The sequence below is a fragment of the Streptomyces xylophagus genome (genome assembly GCF_000716435.1).
Classification (GTDB): Bacteria; Actinomycetota; Actinomycetes; order Streptomycetales; family Streptomycetaceae; genus Streptomyces; species Streptomyces xylophagus.
This window is the reverse complement of record NZ_JNWO01000007.1, coordinates 1,015,010-1,030,060: the sequence shown is the minus strand read 5'-3', so window position 1 is coordinate 1,030,060 and position 15,051 is coordinate 1,015,010. Positions and strand designations below refer to the sequence as shown.

Sequence of the window (15,051 nt, the reverse complement as noted above, 5' to 3'; positions counted from 1 at the left end):
CCGCCGTGACGCGGGACGTGGACCTTCAGCCCTGGGCGGCCGCGGCCCGCAGGGCGATGCGGTCCTCGCCCGCGTACACGTTCATGTTGCTGCCCCGCAGGAAGCCCACCAGGGTCAGACCCGTCTCCAGCGCCAGGTCCACGGCCAGCGACGAGGGCGCCGACACCGCCGCCAGCAGCGGGATGCCCGCCATCACGGCCTTCTGCGCCAGCTCGAACGAGGCCCGGCCCGACACCAGCAGGATCACCCGGGACAGCGGCAGGTCTCCGTTCTGCAGGGCGCGGCCGACCAGCTTGTCGACCGCGTTGTGCCGGCCCACGTCCTCCCGTACGTCCAGCAGCTCGCCCTCCTCGCTGAACAGGGCCGCCGCGTGCAGACCCCCGGTCCGGTCGAAGACCCGCTGGGCCGCGCGCAGCCGGTCGGGGAGGCCCGCGAGCAGCGAGGGCTCGACACGGACCGGGGGAGTGTCCGCGATGGGCCAGCGAGCCGTCGTACGGACCGCGTCCAGGCTCGCCTTGCCGCACAGACCGCACGAGGACGTCGTATACACGTTGCGCTCCAACGTGATGTCGGGCATCACCACGTCCGGGGCGGTTCGTACGTCCACCACGTTGTACGAGTTCGAACCGTCGACGGTCGCCCCCGCGCAGTACACGATGTTCTGCAGATCGTATGCATTAGCCAATACACCCTCGCTGACCAGGAAACCGGCCGCGAGCGCGAAGTCGTCGCCCGGTGTGCGCATGGTGATCGCGAGCGGTTTGCCGTTGAGCCGGATCTCGAGGGGTTCCTCGGCGACGAGGGTGTCCGGGCGGCTGGTGACCGCGCCGTCCCGGATCCGGATCACCTTGCGTCGTTCCGTGACTCGTCCCATGTCCTGATCAGCCCCGGTTCTGTACGTGCTGGTAGCCGAAACGGCCCTTGATGCAGAGGTTGCCGTGGGTCACCGGGTTGTCGTGCGGAGAGGTGACCTTCACGATCTCATTGTCCTGCACGTGCAGCGTGAGGTTGCAGCCCACTCCCCGGTACGGCTGCTCATGCGGCGCTCCTCAGCGCGAGCAGGTCCGAGATGGCGTGCACGGTGCGCAGGGTGGGCACCTCCACACCGGTGATCTCCGCCAACTCGACGACGGCCGCGAGGAGTACGTCGAGTTCGAGCGGCTTGCCCCGCTCCAGGTCCTGGAGCGTCGAGGTGCGATGGTCGCCGACGCGTTCCGCGCCGGCGAGCCGCCGTTCGATGGAGACGCCGACCTCGCAGCCCAGGGCCTCGGCGACGGACAGCGTCTCGGTCATCATGATCTCGATGACCTTGCGGGTACCGCCGTGCAGGCACATCTGGCGCATGGTGGCGCGGGCCAGCGCGCTGATCGGGTTGAAGGAGATGTTGCCGAGCAGCTTGAGCCAGATGTCGTTGCGCAGCTCCGGCTCGACCGGGCACTTCAGGCCGCCCGCCTGCATGGCCTCGCTCAGCGCCAGACAGCGCGCCGAGACGCTCCGGTCGGGCTCCCCGATCGAGAACCGGGTCCCTTCGAGATGCCGTACAACTCCCGGTCCCGCCAGCTCTGTTGCCGCGTAGACGACACAGCCGACGGCCCGTTCCGGCGCGAGCACCGCACTGACCGCGCCGTCCGGGTCCACACTCTCGATGCGCTGCCCGTCGTAGGGCCCGCCGTGTGCGTGGAAGTACCACCAGGGGATGCCGTTCTGGGCGGCCACGACCGCCGTGGTGTCGTGCAGCAGGGGCTCGATCAGCGGCCCGCACGCCGCGTACGAGTTGGCCTTCAGGCCGAGGAGGACGAAGTCGACCGGGCCGATCTCGGCCGGGTCGTCGGTGGCATGGACGCGGGCGGTGAAGTCGCCGCGCGGGCTGAGTACTTGGACACCGTGCTGCCTCATGGCCGCGAGATGCGGTCCACGGGCGACGAGATGCACATCGGCGCCCGCACGGTGCAACGCGGCGCCGACATAGGCGCCGATCGCACCGGCGCCGAGGACTGAGACTTTCACCGGAGACTCTCCGTTCGGTCGAGGGAGTACCGCGGAGGTGGCTGCCGACCGGCCAGTGCGGACGGCGCCGAGCAGAGGAGAAAAGTGTCGACGAAATATTGTCTACAGTATGGAGTCAGGGGCGGCAAGGGTTCGGACAGCGACCGTTTCGGCAACGGCCGTTCCGGCAACGACCGTTCCAACGGCGACCGTTCGGCGCACTCTGCATACCGCTCATCGCATACCGTCGACGCGCCGCCTTCTCAACTCCCCTGCCACTCCCTACCGTCCGGGATCATGAGTCCCCCAGTAGCACCCCCGGCGTGGAGCCGCTGGCTGGTTCCCCCCGCCGCCCTCTCGGTGCACCTCTCCATCGGCCAGGCCTACGCCTGGAGTGTCTTCAAGCCGCCGCTCGAATCCTCACTGAACCTCAGCGGCACGCAGAGCGCGCTGCCCTTCCAGCTCGCGATCGTCATGCTCGGCCTCTCGGCCGCGTTCGGCGGCACCCTCGTCGAACGCAACGGGCCGCGCTGGGCGATGACCGTCGCCCTGATCTGCTTCTCCTCCGGCTTCCTGATCTCCGCGCTGGGTGCGGAGACGAAGCAGTTCTGGCTGATCGTCCTCGGCTACGGCTTCGTCGGCGGGATCGGCCTCGGCATCGGCTACATCTCACCGGTCTCGACCCTCATCAAGTGGTTCCCGGACCGGCCCGGCATGGCCACCGGCATCGCCATCATGGGCTTCGGCGGCGGCGCGCTCATCGCCTCACCGTGGACCGCCCAGATGCTGAAGTCGTTCGGTTCCGACAACACCGGCATCGCCCAGTCGTTCCTCGTACTCGGTCTTTCGTATGCGGTATTCATGACACTCGGTGTGCTGCTCGTACGAGTGCCGCGCACGGAGGACCTCAAGGGCGAGGACAAGGGCAAGGTCGCCGCGAACGCGCCCGGCGTCCTCTCCGGCGTACAGGTCTCGGCCAACAGCGCCGTGCGGACACCGCAGTTCTGGTGCCTGTGGGTCGTCCTGTGCATGAACGTGACCGCGGGCATCGGCATCCTGGAGAAGGCCGCCCCGATGATCACGGACTTCTTCGCGGACACCTCCACACCGGTCACCGTGTCGGCCGCCGCCGGCTTCGTCGCGCTGCTCTCCGCGGCCAACATGGCCGGCCGTATCGGCTGGTCGTCGACCTCCGACCTGATCGGGCGCAAGAACATCTACCGCGTCTACCTCGGCGTCGGCGCGATCATGTACGCGCTCATCGCCCTGTTCGGCGACTCCTCGAAACCGCTGTTCATCCTGTGCGCGCTGGTCATCCTCTCCTTCTACGGCGGCGGCTTCGCGACCGTGCCCGCCTACCTGAAGGACCTCTTCGGGACCTACCAGGTCGGCGCGATCCACGGCCGGCTGCTCACCGCCTGGTCCCTGGCCGGCGTACTCGGTCCGCTGATCGTGAACTGGATCGCCGACCACCAGAAGAACGCCGGCAAGCACGGCGCCTCCCTCTACGACACCTCGTTCATCATCATGATCGGGCTGCTCGCCATCGGTTTCGTCGCCAACGAACTCGTCCGGCCCGTCAACGCCCGCCACCACATCCCCGCCCCGAGGGAGGCCGTCGATGTCGAACGACACCAGTCAGAGTCCGCCTGACCGGCGACCGCTGATCGCCTTCGCCTGGCTCTGGGTGGGCGCACCACTCGTGTATGGCGTATACGAACTGATCCTCAAGGCGAAGCAGCTGTTCACCGGCTGAATGTTCGGCTAACACCGTCGACCCCGGAACGGATGACAGAAGCCGACAAGCCGGACGGCAGTTTCCTGTGGCATCACCTGCCGTCGTACCCGCGAGTCACTGGCAAGACTGGTGGATCCCGCTACCCAAGGCAACGAGGGGGACCACCCAATGAACGGCACGCGGATCGCCGCCGTCGGCCACTACCAGCCCGCCAAGGTACTCACCAACGAGGACCTGGCGGGCATGGTCGACACCAGTCACGAGTGGATCACCTCCCGGGTGGGCATCAAGACCCGCCACATCGCCGGGCCCGACGAGCCGGTCGACGAGCTGGCCGCGCACGCCGCCGCCAAGGCCCTCGCCGCCGCAGGCCTGACGCCCGGGGACATCGACCTGGTCCTCGTCGCCACCTCCACGGCCATCGACCGTTCCCCGAACATGGCCGCGCGCGTCGCCGCCCGCCTCGGTATCCCGTCGCCCGCCGCCATGGACGTCAACGTCGTGTGCGCCGGCTTCACCCACGCCCTGGCCACCGCCGACCACGCCGTCCGCGCGGGCGCGGCCACCCGGGCCCTGGTCATCGGCGCCGACAAGATGTCCGAGGTCACCGACTGGACCGACCGCACGACATGCGTTCTCGTCGGCGACGGAGCGGGGGCCGCAGTCGTCGAGGCCGCCGACGAACCCGGCATCGGACCGGTGCTGTGGGGTTCCGTGCCCGAGATGGGGCACGCGGTACGGATCGAGGGCACGCCCCCGCGGTTCGCCCAGGAGGGCCAGAGCGTCTACCGCTGGGCCACCACCCAGCTCCCGCCCATCGCCCGCAAGGCCTGCGAGAAGGCGGGCCTGACCCCCGCCGACCTCGCCGGCGTCGTCCTCCACCAGGCGAACCTGCGCATCATCGAGCCCCTCGCCGAGAAGATCGGCGCCGTCAACGCGGTCGTCGCCCGCGATGTCATCCAATCGGGCAACACCTCGGCCGCCAGCATCCCCCTCGCGTTCTCGAAACTCGTCGAACAGGGCGCCGTCCGCACCGGCGACCCCGTCCTCCTGTTCGGCTTCGGCGGGAACCTCTCCTACGCCGGCCAGGTCGTCCGGTGCCCGTGACCTGCGCACACGCTCGGATGCGTCTTCGGACGCGCCTTCGGGTGTGACGAGGCCGACTCCCGCACCCCCTGGCTCCTGTGCGCCGTAGACTGTAGACGATAGACAATCGATACTTGGTTGTACGGCTACTGTCTACAAAATGCCGAAGCCGCCCAGGAGGGGGACCGCGATGTTGTCGCAAGGACTGCCGCAGGGGGCGGTGCCCAAGCTCGAACGCCCTGGCCCGCTGCGCGACCGCGTCTACGAGGCGCTGCTGGAACTCATCACCACCCGCGCCCTGCAGCCCGGCCAGCATCTCGTCGAGAGCGAACTCGCCGGGCACCTCGGGGTGTCCCGGCAGCCGGTGCGGGAGGCGTTGCAGCGGCTCAACACCGAGGGCTGGGTCGATCTGCGGCCCGCCCAGGGCGCGTTCGTGCACGAGCCGACAGAGGAGGAGGCCGACCAACTCCTCACCGTACGCACGCTGTTGGAGGCCGAGGCCGCCCGGCTCGCCGCCGCCAACGCGGGCAAGGCGGGCATCGCCGTCCTGGAAGAGCTGTGCGCGGAGGGCGAGCGCGCCGTCGACGCCGACGAGGTGGACGCCGCCGTCGCCATGAACGCCCGCTTCCACGCGAAGGTCATGGAGCTGGCCGGCAACGCCGTCCTCGCCGAACTCGCCGCGCAGGTCGACCGCCGGGTCCGCTGGTACTACACGCCGGTGGCCCGTCAGCGCGGCCTGACGTCCTGGATCGAGCACCGCCACCTGATCGACGCGATCGCGGCCCGAGACGAGCTGCGCGCCAGCCTGCTGATGCGTGAACACACCGAGCACACCCGGCGGTCGTACCACGAGCGCGCCAAGTCCTGAGCCCCACAGAGCCCCTGACGTACCGACAGACTCGAAGGCGATGGCCCTCCCGTCCCGGGGAGGGCCATCAGGCAGTTCCAGGTCAGGTCTACGACGGTGTCGTACGAACTGTCAGGTCGCGGGCTGTGGTTGGGGAACCTGGGTCAACTCCCTGTCCTCGCGCCCGGGTTGGCGCAGCAGCAGCGCGATCGCCGCCGCCACCATCGAGACACCGCCGGCCAGTGCGTACGCGCCGTTGTAGCCCCAGGCCGCAACCACCATGGAGCCGAGGCCGCCGCCGAACAGGCCGCTGATGAGCTTGCCGCTGTACACCAGGCCGTAGTTGGTGGCGTTGAAGTTCTCGCCGAAGTAGTCCGGGGTCAGGGCGGCGAACATCGGGTAGAAGGCGCCGCCGCCGAAGCCGGAGAGGAAGGCGAAGAACAGGAACAGCCACTCGCTGCGCAGATGCCCGGCCCAGATCACGCCGAACTGGGCGAGGCCCAGGACGAGGATGACGAAGACCAGGGTGAGTTTGCGGCCCCACAGGTCGGACAGCCAGCCGACGACCGCGCGGCCGATGCCGTTGATGACGGCCATGATGCCCATCGACGAGGCCGCCACCAGCGGGCCGAAGCCCACGTCCTTGGCGAAGTCGACCTGGAAGGAGATCCCGAAGATCGACACCCCTGCGGTCAGCACGATGGACAGCCACATCAGGGGCAGCATGCCGGTGCGGATGGCCTCCTTGGGCGTGAACTGCCGTACGGCGGGCGGGTTCTTGGCGAGGCTCGTCGCGCTCTTGCCGCTGCCGCCGTAGGTCAGCGGGTCGATGTCGGCGGGCCACCAGTTCTTCGGCGGGTCCTTGAAGAAGAACGCGCACCCGAACACCACGATCAGGATGTAACAGCCGATCAGATCCAGGACCCGGTGGTAATTCCCGGTGTCGAAGGCGTAGTTGAAGATAAAGATGAACGGCAGCGAGCCGTAGGCGAAGCCGCCGTTGACGAACCCGGTGCGGGCGCCCCGCCGTTCGGGGAACCACTTGCCGACCATGTTGATGCAGGTCGCGTAGACCAGCCCGGCACCGATGCCACCGATCACGCCGAAGCCGATGATCGCCAGCCACACGTTGTCCAGGTGGGACAGGGCGAGGAAACCGAGCACGCACAGCACCGAACCGACGTACATCGCCTTGCGGGCCGTCAGGATGCCCTTCTCCCGCATCCAGCCCGCCGGGAAGGCGATGCCGGCCTGGAAGAAGACCCAAACGCTCAGAATCCAGAAGGTGTTGCTCTGCGTCCAGCCGTGCGCGCTGGACAGCGTGTCCTCCGCCGAGCCGTACGCGTACTCGAAGACACTGATCGCCATCATGGCGATCCACGGCAGGTAGATCATGAGTTTGCGCGAGTGGCCGAGGATGTCGCGGTCGGTCTCCCCGACGCGGTATATGCGGCCGTTGGCGTCGGTCACTTCACGGTAGGGACGGTTCGCGGCGCCGGATTCGTTCGTGGTGATGGGATCTGCGGTCATGTCACGCCATCTCCTCGCCGAGCGGGTGCGGATTGGGCACGATGCGCCGGGCGTTGGGCCTGCCCGGTGCCTTGAGGAAGAGCGCCAGCACCGCGGAGGCCAGGCCCACGGAACCGGCCAGGACGAACGCGCCGTGGTAGTCCCACTCACCGACGACGACCGCGCCCAGACCGGAGCCGACGAGCCCCGAGATCAGCTTCGAGCTGTAGACCATCCCGTAGTTGCTGGCGTTGTTGTTCTCGCCGAAGTAGTCCGCCGTCATGGCCGCGAACAGCGGGAAGATCGCCCCGCCGCCGAAACCCGAGACCATGGAGCAGAACAGGAAGAACGGCATGCTGCCCATCTGGCCCGAGACCAGCACACCGAACTGCGCGGTGCCCAGCACGAGACACACGATGATCAGCGTGTGACGGCGGCCGTAGCGGTCGGAGATCCAGCCGATGACACCGCGCCCGGTGCCGTTGACGATCGCCTTCAGGGACATCGCCGTGGCCACGATGCCGCCCGCGAAGCCCATGTCCTTGCCGAACGGCACCTGGAAGGCGATGCCGAAGATGTTGATGCCGGCCGTGCACAGCAGACAGAACCACATCATCCAGAGCACGGGTGTGCGGGCGGCCTCCCTCGGGGTGTACTGCTTGATCGCCGGCGGGTTCTTCTCCAACGCCCGCCGGACCTTGGGGTCTTGGGTCGCCTTGAGCGGATCGACGTGCGCGGGCCACCAGTTCTTCGGCGGATCGCGGAAGAACCAGCCCGCAGAGGCCACCACCAGACACAGTCCTACGCCGACCAGGCTGAACAGCACTTTGTAGTTGCCGAGATCCAGCACCGAGGTGAACAGGAACACGAACGGCACGGACCCGTAGGCGAATCCGCCGTTGACGAAGCCCGTCTTGCCGCCCTTGCGCTCCGGATACCACTTGCCGACCATGTTCACGCAGGTCGCATACACAAGACCGGCGCCGATACCGCTGCACATACCGAAGCCGAAGTACGCGACGAGCACGTTCGGTGCGAAGGCCAGCGCCAGATAGCCCAGCAGGGTGCCGAGCGCGCCGATCAACATGGCCGTGCGCGCCGGGAGTTTGCCGCTCTCGCGCAACTGCCCGGCCGGGAAGGCCACGGCCGCCTGGAAGAACACCCAGACGCCCATCAGCCAGAAGATGTGCCCGCTGCTCCACAGATGCGCGTCGTGGAGCGTGTCCTCCGCCGACGTGAACGCGTACTCGGCGGAGCTGATGCCCATCATGCTCACCCAGGGCAGGACGACCATCCACTTGCGTGCCCGGCCCATGATGTCGACATCGGATTCACCGATGCGGTACACGCGGCCGTGACGGTCCGTCACCTCCCTGTAGGAGACGGACGTCGGGTAGTCCGTTGTTGCCATCGCTCAGTGCCCCTTGCGTCGAAAGTCTGGCCAGCGCCCCCTGTCCAATGCCTTTCGTGTGCGCACGGGTCCCCGGGGCCGGCCGACCGCACTGTCGGCCGACCCCGTGATCACCTACGTCATGAACCACCGCCCAACAGGCCTGCCGCACGCGCCCATTGGTACTTCGCGCCGAGCACGGCCACCGGCTTCTCCGTCGTGTACGGGTACGCCACCACCCCGCGCTCGTACAGGTACTGGCAGGCCTCCTCGACCTCCACGTCACCGGCGAGCGAGGCCACCACCGGCTTCTCGATGCCACGCTCCTTGAACTCGGCCACCACGCGCGCGGTGAGCTCGGCGAAGACCATCGGGGGAGTGACGATGGTGTGCCAGTAGCCGAGGACCAGTGCGTGGATGCGCGGGTCCTCGAGTCCCAGCCGGATCGTCGCCTCGTACGTCGACGGCGGCTCGCCCCCGGTGATGTCGACCGGGTTGCCGGCGGCCCCGAAGGGCGGGATGAACTCCCGGAAGGACGCGTCGAGATCGGGCGGAATCTCCATCAGGGAAAGGCCGTTGTCGGTCACCGCGTCGGACAGCAGCACACCACTGCCGCCGGCGCCCGTGATGATAACTACGTTGTCACCCTTGGGAGTTGGCAGCACGGGCAGGCCACGCGCGTACTCCAGCATGTCGTTGAGCCCGGGGGCGCGGATGACACCGGCCTGCTTCAGGATGTCCCCGTACACGGCGTCGTCGCCGGCGAGTGCGCCCGTGTGCGAGCCGGCGGCCTTCGCGCCGGCCGCCGTACGACCTGCCTTCAGGACCACAACCGGCTTGCGCGGTACGGTCTTTCGGGCCGCCTCGACGAACGCGCGCCCGTCCTTGAGATCCTCCAGGTGCATCGCGATGCACTCGGTGTGCGGGTCCTCGCTGAACCAGGTCAGCAGGTCGTCCTCGTCCAGGTCCGACTTGTTGCCGAGCCCGACGATCGCCGACACGCCCGTCTTCGTCGTCCGCGCGAAACCCAGGATGGCCATGCCGATCCCACCGGACTGCGAGGTCAGCGCCACCCCGCCCTTCACGTCGTACGGCGTGCAGAACGTGGCGCACAGGTCCTGCCAGGTCGAGTAGTAGCCGTAGATGTTCGGCCCGAGCAGCCGGACGCCGTAACGCTCTGCGATCTCGACTATCTCTTCCTGGAGCTGGACCTCACCGGTCTCGGCGAACCCGGAGGGGATGAGGACGGCGTTGGGGATGTTCTTGCGTCCCACCTCCTCCAGTGCCGCTGCCACGAACTTGGCGGGAATGGCGAAGACGGCCACATCCACCTCACCGGGAACGTCCGTGACACTCTTGTACGCCTTGCGGCCGAGGATGTCATCGGCCTTGGGGTTCACCGGGTGGATCTCGCCGGCGAAGCCGCCGTCGACGAGGTTGCGCATCACTGAATTGCCGATCTTGCCCTGCTCGTTGGAGGCACCGATCACGGCGACCGAGGTCGGCTCCATCAACCGGCGCATGGTCGTCAGGATTTCGTCGCGTGTATACCGTCGACGGGGTACCGGCTGCGACTCCGCCAGGATCACCCGGATGTCCGCCGCGACCGCGCCTTCCGCAGTCGCGATCACCGGGTTCAGGTCCACCTCGGCGATCTCCGGGAAATCCGCGACCAGTTGGGACACCCGACGGATCTGCTCCGCGATCGCCCACCGGTCGACGGCCGGTGCGCCGCGCACCCCGCGCAGGATCTCCGCCGCCCGGATCGAGTCCAGCATCGACAGCGCCTCGTCGGGGCTCACGGGTGCGAGCCGGAACGTCACGTCCTTCAGCACCTCGACCAGCACCCCGCCGAGCCCGAACGCGACCACCTTCCCGAACGTCGGGTCGGTCACCGCGCCGACGATGACCTCCTGCCCCTGTGGCAGCAACTCCTGTACTTGGACGCCCTCTATGCGGGCGTCGGCGTCGTACGCCCGCGCGTTGTCGACGATCTTGTGGAACGCGGCCCGTACGTCGGCCGCGCCCTCGACCCCGACGATCACTCCACCCGCGTCGGTCTTGTGCAGGATGTCGGGCGAGACGATCTTCATCACCACCGGCCCGCCGAACCGCGCCGCGTACGCCACGGCCTCGTCGACGTCCGTAGCCAACTCCTCACCCGGTACGGCGATCCCGTACGCGTCGGCGATCACCTTGCCCTCGGGCGCGGTCAGCGCGAAGCGTCCCTCGGCCCGCACGGAGTCGAGGAGCGCGCGCACCCTCAGGACCCGGTCCTCTGCCATCACGTCAGATCACCCCGTTCGACTTGAGGAGGCGCAACTCTTCGTCGCCGAGACCGAGTTCGCCGATGTAGACGTCTTCGTTGTGCTCGCCGAGCAGCGGTGAACTGGTCACGTCCACGGGGGAGTCGGAGAGCTTCAGCGGGCTGCCGACGGTGACGAACTCGCCGCGCTCGGGGTGCGGGACCGTCACGACCATCTCGTTGGCGACCAGCGACTCGTCCTCGATGATCTCCCTGGTCGAAAGGATCGGCCCGCACGGGATGTTGTGGGCGTTGAGCTTCTCCAGCACCTCCCACTTGGGCAGCGTGGACGACCACTCCTCGATCAGCTGGAACATCTTGGCGAGCTGCGGCAACCGGGCCTCCGGCGTCGCCCACTCGGGGTCCTCGGCCAACTCGGGCCGGCCGATCAGCTCGGTGAGCGGCCGCCAGCCGACCGGCTGCACGATGACGTACACGTAGTCGTTCGGGCCGCCCGGCGCGCATTTGACCGCCCAGCCGGGCTGGCCGCCGCCGGACGCGTTGCCCGAGCGGGGCACCTCGTCGCCGAAGTCCTCGTTCGGGTACTCGGCGAGCGGACCGTGCGCCAGCCGCTGCTGGTCGCGCAGCTTCACCCGGCACAGGTTCAGCACGGCGTGCTGCATGGCCACGTTGACCCGCTGCCCACGGCCGGTGCTCTCACGCTGGAACAGTGCCGCCAGTATCCCGGCTACTGTATGCACTCCTGTGCCGGAGTCACCGATCTGAGCACCCGTCGCCAGCGGCGGCCCGCCCTCGAAGCCCGTGGTCGACATCGACCCGCCCATGGCCTGCGCGACGACCTCGTACGCCTTGAAGTTGGTGTACGGGCCGTCCCCGAAGCCCTTGATGGACGCATACACAATGCGGGGATTGATCTCCTGTATGCGATCCCAGGTGAACCCCATACGGTCGACCGCGCCCGGCCCGAAGTTCTCGACCATGACGTCGGAGCGCCGGATGAGCTCGGTGAGGATCTCCTTGCCGCGCTCGGTCTTGGTGTTGAGGGTGATGCTCCGCTTGTTGCAGTTGAGCATCGTGAAGTAGAGGGAGTCGACGTCCGGGAGGTCGCGCAACTGCTTGCGCGTGATGTCGCCGGTCGGTGCCTCCAGCTTGACGACGTCGGCGCCGAGCCAGGCAAGGAGTTGGGTGGCGGAGGGGCCGGACTGGACGTGCGTCATGTCGAGGACGCGGATGCCCTCAAGTGCCCTGGCGGTCATGGCCGTTCACCTCACTTGTACATCGTCTGGTTCATGGTTCCGGGGGCGTACGCGTCCGGGTCGACCCAGACGTTGATCAGCGACGGCTTGCCCGACTCGCGGGCGCGTCGCAGGGCCGGGGCGATGTCGGCGGGGTCGCGGACCTCCTCGCCGTAACCGCCCAGCATCTGGGCGAACTTGTCGTAGTGGACGTCGCCGAGGGTGTTGCCGACCCGCTCGCGCTCCGGGCCGTACTTGGCGGCCTGGCCGTAACGGATCTGGTTCATCGAGGAGTTGTTGCCGACGATGCCGACGAAGGGGAGGTCGTAGCGGACGAGGGTCTCGAAGTCCCAGCCGGTGAGGGAGAACGCGCCGTCGCCGAACAGCGCGACGACCTCCTTGTCCGGCCGTGCCTGCTTCGCCGCGAGGACGAAGGGGATACCGACACCGAGCGTGCCCAGCGGGCCCGGATCCATCCAGTGGCCGGGCGACTTGGGCTGGACGACCTGCCCGGAGAAGGTGACGATGTCGCCGCCGTCGCCGATGTAGATCGAGTCTTCGGTGAGGAACTCGTTGATCTCGCTGACCAGGCGGTACGGGTGGATCGGTGAGGCGTCCGACTTCAGGCTCGGCAACCGCTTCTCGATCGCGGCCTGTTCGGCGGCGCGCAGCTCGTCGAGCCACTCCTTGCGCCTGGACGCACCGCCGTTGAGGCGCCCCGAAGCGGCGTCCGCGACCGACTTCAGGACGAGCCCCGCGTCGCCGACGATGCCGAGGTCGATGTCGCGGTTCTTGCCGACGGTGCGGTAGTCGAGGTCGATCTGCACGACGGTCGCGTCGGGGGAGAGGCGCTTGCCGTAGCCCATGCGGAAGTCGAAGGGCGTGCCGACGATGACGATGACGTCGGCGTTGGAGAAGGCGTACCGGCGCGACAGTTGGAAGTGGTGCGGGTCGCCGGGCGGGAGGGTGCCGCGGCCGGCGCCGTTCATGTACGCGGGGATGTTGAGGGTGCGGACGAGGTCGATTGCCGCCTCGGTGCCGCGAGTTGTCCACACCTGGCTGCCCAACAGGATCGCCGGCTTCTCGGCGTGCACGAGCAGGTCGGCGAGCTTCTCGATCGCCTCGGGGTCGCCGGCCGAGCGGGTCGAGGCACGGTAGGCACCGGGCTTCGGCACCCGCGCCTTGCCCACCGGCACCTTGGCGTCCAGCACGTCACGCGGGATCTCCAGGAAGGAGGGGCCGGGCGCGCCGTGGTAGCACTCGCGGAACGCCATCGACACCATGTCGGCGGCGCGCGCCGTGTCCGGCACCGTCGCCGCGAACTTGGTGATCGGCGTCATCATGTCGACGTGCGGCAGGTCCTGCAGGGACCCCATCTTGTGCTGGGTGAGGGCCCCTTGGCCGCCGATCAGCAGCATCGGGGACTCCGCGCGGAACGCGTTGGCGACACCGGTGACGGCGTCGGTCGTACCGGGACCCGCGGTGACCACCGCGCACCCGGGCTTACCGGTGATCCGCGCGTAGCCGTCGGCGGCGTGGGCGGCGACCTGCTCGTGCCGTACGTCGACGACTTCTATGCCCTCGTCGACGCAACCGTCGTAGATGTCGATGATGTGGCCGCCGCAGAGGGTGTAGATGCGGTCGACCCCCTCGGCCTTCAGGGCTTTGGCGACGAGATGACCACCGGAAATCACGTCCTGGGTGTCGTCGGGCATGGCGAAGTCCTGTCCCTTCGTAGGGGGTTGGAACGCTCTCGCGGTACATTGCATACAGTCGACGAATACTGTATGAAACTTGTTATCCCGCATCCGGTGGGTGGTGTCCAGGGGGCGTGCGGCACTTTTAAGTCAGGAGCCGAGATGGACCTGTACGAGCACCAGGCAAGGGAACTCTTCGAGGAACACGGCATCCTGGTGCCCCGGGCCGAGGTCACCGCCTCGTCCAAGGAGGCACGGGAGATCGCCCGCAGGCTGGGCGGGCGGGTGGTGGTGAAAGCCCAGGTGAAGACCGGTGGGCGAGGGAAAGCGGGCGGGGTGAAGCTCGCCGCCGACCCGGCCGCCGCGGAGCTGACCGCGCGGCAGATCCTCGGCATGGACATCAAGGGCCACACGGTCGGCAAGGTGATGCTGGCCCAACCGGTCGACATCGAGAGCGAGTTCTACGTCTCCTACGTCCTCGACCGCGCGGCCGGCCGTTTCCTCGCGATCGCGTCCGCGGAGGGCGGTATGGAGATCGAGGAGATCGCCGCCGGTCGACCGGATGCGGTCGCCCGTATACACATCGATCCGGCCGAGGGCGTCACCTCGGCGAAGGCGGGCGAGATCGCCGAGGCGGCCGGGCTGCCGCCGCAGACCGTCGACGTCCTCGTACGGCTCTGGGAGGTGCTGGTGCGCGAGGACGCTGTCCTCGTCGAGGTGAACCCGCTCGTGCGGACGAAGCAGGGGCAGATCCTCGCCCTCGACGGCAAGGTCACCCTCGACGACAACGCCCGTTTCCGGCAGGCGCGTTGGTGCGCCGAGGGCGCGGCGCACGACGATCCGCTGGAGGCGGCGGCCGCCGCGAAGGGGCTCAACTACGTCAAGCTCGACGGCGAGGTCGGCGTCATCGGCAACGGCGCGGGTCTGGTCATGTCGACGCTCGACGTGGTGGCCGGCTGTGGTGCCCGTCCCGCCAACTTCCTCGACATCGGCGGCGGCGCCTCGGCCCAGATCATGGCCGACGGGCTGTCCGTCATCCTTTCCGACCCGGCCGTGAAGTCGGTCTTCGTCAACGTCTTCGGCGGCATCACCGCGTGCGACGCGGTGGCCGACGGCATCGTACGGGCCCTGGACACCGTGCAGTTGACCAAACCGCTCGTCGTCCGGCTCGACGGCAACAACGCGGCCCGCGGCCGGGCCATCCTCGACGGCCACGCCCATCCGCTGGTCCAGCAGGCCACCACCATGGACGGCGCCGCACGCCGCGCCGCCGACCTCGCCAACGCACGCTAAGGAG

The 15,051-nt window shown here is 68.3% G+C and carries 12 protein-coding genes and 1 pseudogene; 5 read left to right on the top strand and 8 right to left on the bottom strand.

Features of this window, described 5'->3' with window-relative positions; all coding sequences use genetic code 11:
• Positions 1 to 25: 25 nt before the first annotated feature.
• The 3 genes and pseudogenes from fdhD to OO70_RS19455 form a co-directional block, all read right to left on the bottom strand.
• Positions 26 to 874 (bottom strand): formate dehydrogenase accessory sulfurtransferase FdhD, encoded by an 849-nt coding sequence (gene fdhD / locus OO70_RS19460; protein WP_043672226.1) that lies wholly within the window; start codon positions 872 to 874, stop codon positions 26 to 28.
• A gap of 7 nt (positions 875 to 881) precedes the next feature.
• Positions 882 to 1,028: pseudogene (locus OO70_RS52495) on the bottom strand (2Fe-2S iron-sulfur cluster-binding protein); the annotation flags it as partial.
• Between the two features lie 7 nt (positions 1,029 to 1,035).
• Positions 1,036 to 2,007, bottom strand: a complete 972-nt coding sequence (locus tag OO70_RS19455) for a 2-dehydropantoate 2-reductase (RefSeq protein ID WP_043672223.1) — start codon at positions 2,005 to 2,007, stop codon at positions 1,036 to 1,038.
• 276 nt (positions 2,008 to 2,283) lie between these two features.
• Here OO70_RS19455 and OO70_RS19450 point away from each other — a divergent pair, with 276 nt between their 5' ends.
• The 4 genes from OO70_RS19450 (at position 2,284) to OO70_RS19440 (ending at position 5,678) form a co-directional block, all read left to right on the top strand.
• The gene (locus OO70_RS19450) at positions 2,284 to 3,639 is read left to right on the top strand and encodes an OFA family MFS transporter (RefSeq protein WP_043672219.1); all 1,356 of its coding nucleotides are present in this window, start codon (positions 2,284 to 2,286) and stop codon (positions 3,637 to 3,639) included.
• Positions 3,608 to 3,742: an MFS transporter small subunit gene (locus OO70_RS56660; RefSeq protein ID WP_267881219.1), complete on the top strand. Its 135-nt coding sequence runs from the start codon at positions 3,608 to 3,610 to the stop codon at positions 3,740 to 3,742. The genes OO70_RS19450 and OO70_RS56660 overlap by 32 nt, the downstream gene beginning before the upstream one ends.
• A gap of 150 nt (positions 3,743 to 3,892) precedes the next feature.
• On the top strand, positions 3,893 to 4,831 hold the full coding sequence (locus tag OO70_RS19445) for a beta-ketoacyl-ACP synthase III (RefSeq protein ID WP_043672216.1): 939 nt from the start codon (positions 3,893 to 3,895) through the stop codon (positions 4,829 to 4,831).
• Between the two features lie 169 nt (positions 4,832 to 5,000).
• Entirely contained in the window at positions 5,001 to 5,678 is a 678-nt protein-coding gene (locus OO70_RS19440) for a GntR family transcriptional regulator (RefSeq protein ID WP_043672213.1), read from the top strand.
• A gap of 111 nt (positions 5,679 to 5,789) precedes the next feature.
• Here the strand turns inward: OO70_RS19440 and OO70_RS19435 are convergent, their stop codons facing one another.
• From OO70_RS19435 to OO70_RS19415, 5 genes are all read right to left on the bottom strand, one after another.
• Complete coding sequence (locus OO70_RS19435; protein ID WP_043672211.1) at positions 5,790 to 7,187, bottom strand: OFA family MFS transporter; 1,398 nt, start codon at positions 7,185 to 7,187, stop codon at positions 5,790 to 5,792.
• A 1-nt stretch (position 7,188) separates the two neighbouring features.
• A complete protein-coding gene (locus OO70_RS19430) occupies positions 7,189 to 8,577 on the bottom strand; it encodes an OFA family MFS transporter (RefSeq protein ID WP_043672208.1) in 1,389 nt (462 codons plus the stop codon).
• A gap of 119 nt (positions 8,578 to 8,696) precedes the next feature.
• On the bottom strand, positions 8,697 to 10,841 hold the full coding sequence (locus OO70_RS19425; protein ID WP_043672827.1) for an acetate--CoA ligase family protein: 2,145 nt from the start codon (positions 10,839 to 10,841) through the stop codon (positions 8,697 to 8,699).
• 4 nt (positions 10,842 to 10,845) lie between these two features.
• The gene (frc, locus tag OO70_RS19420; protein ID WP_043672204.1) at positions 10,846 to 12,078 is read right to left on the bottom strand and encodes a formyl-CoA transferase; all 1,233 of its coding nucleotides are present in this window, start codon (positions 12,076 to 12,078) and stop codon (positions 10,846 to 10,848) included.
• 11 nt (positions 12,079 to 12,089) lie between these two features.
• Positions 12,090 to 13,772 (bottom strand): thiamine pyrophosphate-binding protein, encoded by a 1,683-nt coding sequence (locus OO70_RS19415; protein ID WP_043672202.1) that lies wholly within the window; start codon positions 13,770 to 13,772, stop codon positions 12,090 to 12,092.
• 144 nt (positions 13,773 to 13,916) lie between these two features.
• On the opposite strand from OO70_RS19415, the gene sucC reads away from it, so the two are divergent.
• Complete coding sequence (sucC, locus tag OO70_RS19410; protein ID WP_043672199.1) at positions 13,917 to 15,047, top strand: ADP-forming succinate--CoA ligase subunit beta; 1,131 nt, start codon at positions 13,917 to 13,919, stop codon at positions 15,045 to 15,047.
• The last annotated feature ends 4 nt before the right edge of the window (positions 15,048 to 15,051 follow it).

Bases quoted from the DNA above. Each gene is read 5' to 3' on its own strand.
- OO70_RS19415 (WP_043672202.1), bottom strand. From the start codon at position 13,772: ATGCCCGACGACACCCAGGACGTGATTTCCGGTGGTCATCTCGTCGCC.
- fdhD (WP_043672226.1), bottom strand. From the start codon at position 874: ATGGGACGAGTCACGGAACGACGCAAGGTGATCCGGATCCGGGACGGC.
- OO70_RS19435 (WP_043672211.1), bottom strand. From the start codon at position 7,187: ATGACCGCAGATCCCATCACCACGAACGAATCCGGCGCCGCGAACCGT.
- OO70_RS19445 (WP_043672216.1), top strand. From the start codon at position 3,893: ATGAACGGCACGCGGATCGCCGCCGTCGGCCACTACCAGCCCGCCAAG.
- OO70_RS56660 (WP_267881219.1), top strand. From the start codon at position 3,608: ATGTCGAACGACACCAGTCAGAGTCCGCCTGACCGGCGACCGCTGATC.
- OO70_RS19440 (WP_043672213.1), top strand. From the start codon at position 5,001: ATGTTGTCGCAAGGACTGCCGCAGGGGGCGGTGCCCAAGCTCGAACGC.
- frc (WP_043672204.1), bottom strand. From the start codon at position 12,078: ATGACCGCCAGGGCACTTGAGGGCATCCGCGTCCTCGACATGACGCAC.
- OO70_RS19425 (WP_043672827.1), bottom strand. From the start codon at position 10,841: ATGGCAGAGGACCGGGTCCTGAGGGTGCGCGCGCTCCTCGACTCCGTG.
- sucC (WP_043672199.1), top strand. From the start codon at position 13,917: ATGGACCTGTACGAGCACCAGGCAAGGGAACTCTTCGAGGAACACGGC.
- OO70_RS19450 (WP_043672219.1), top strand. From the start codon at position 2,284: ATGAGTCCCCCAGTAGCACCCCCGGCGTGGAGCCGCTGGCTGGTTCCC.
- OO70_RS19430 (WP_043672208.1), bottom strand. From the start codon at position 8,577: ATGGCAACAACGGACTACCCGACGTCCGTCTCCTACAGGGAGGTGACG.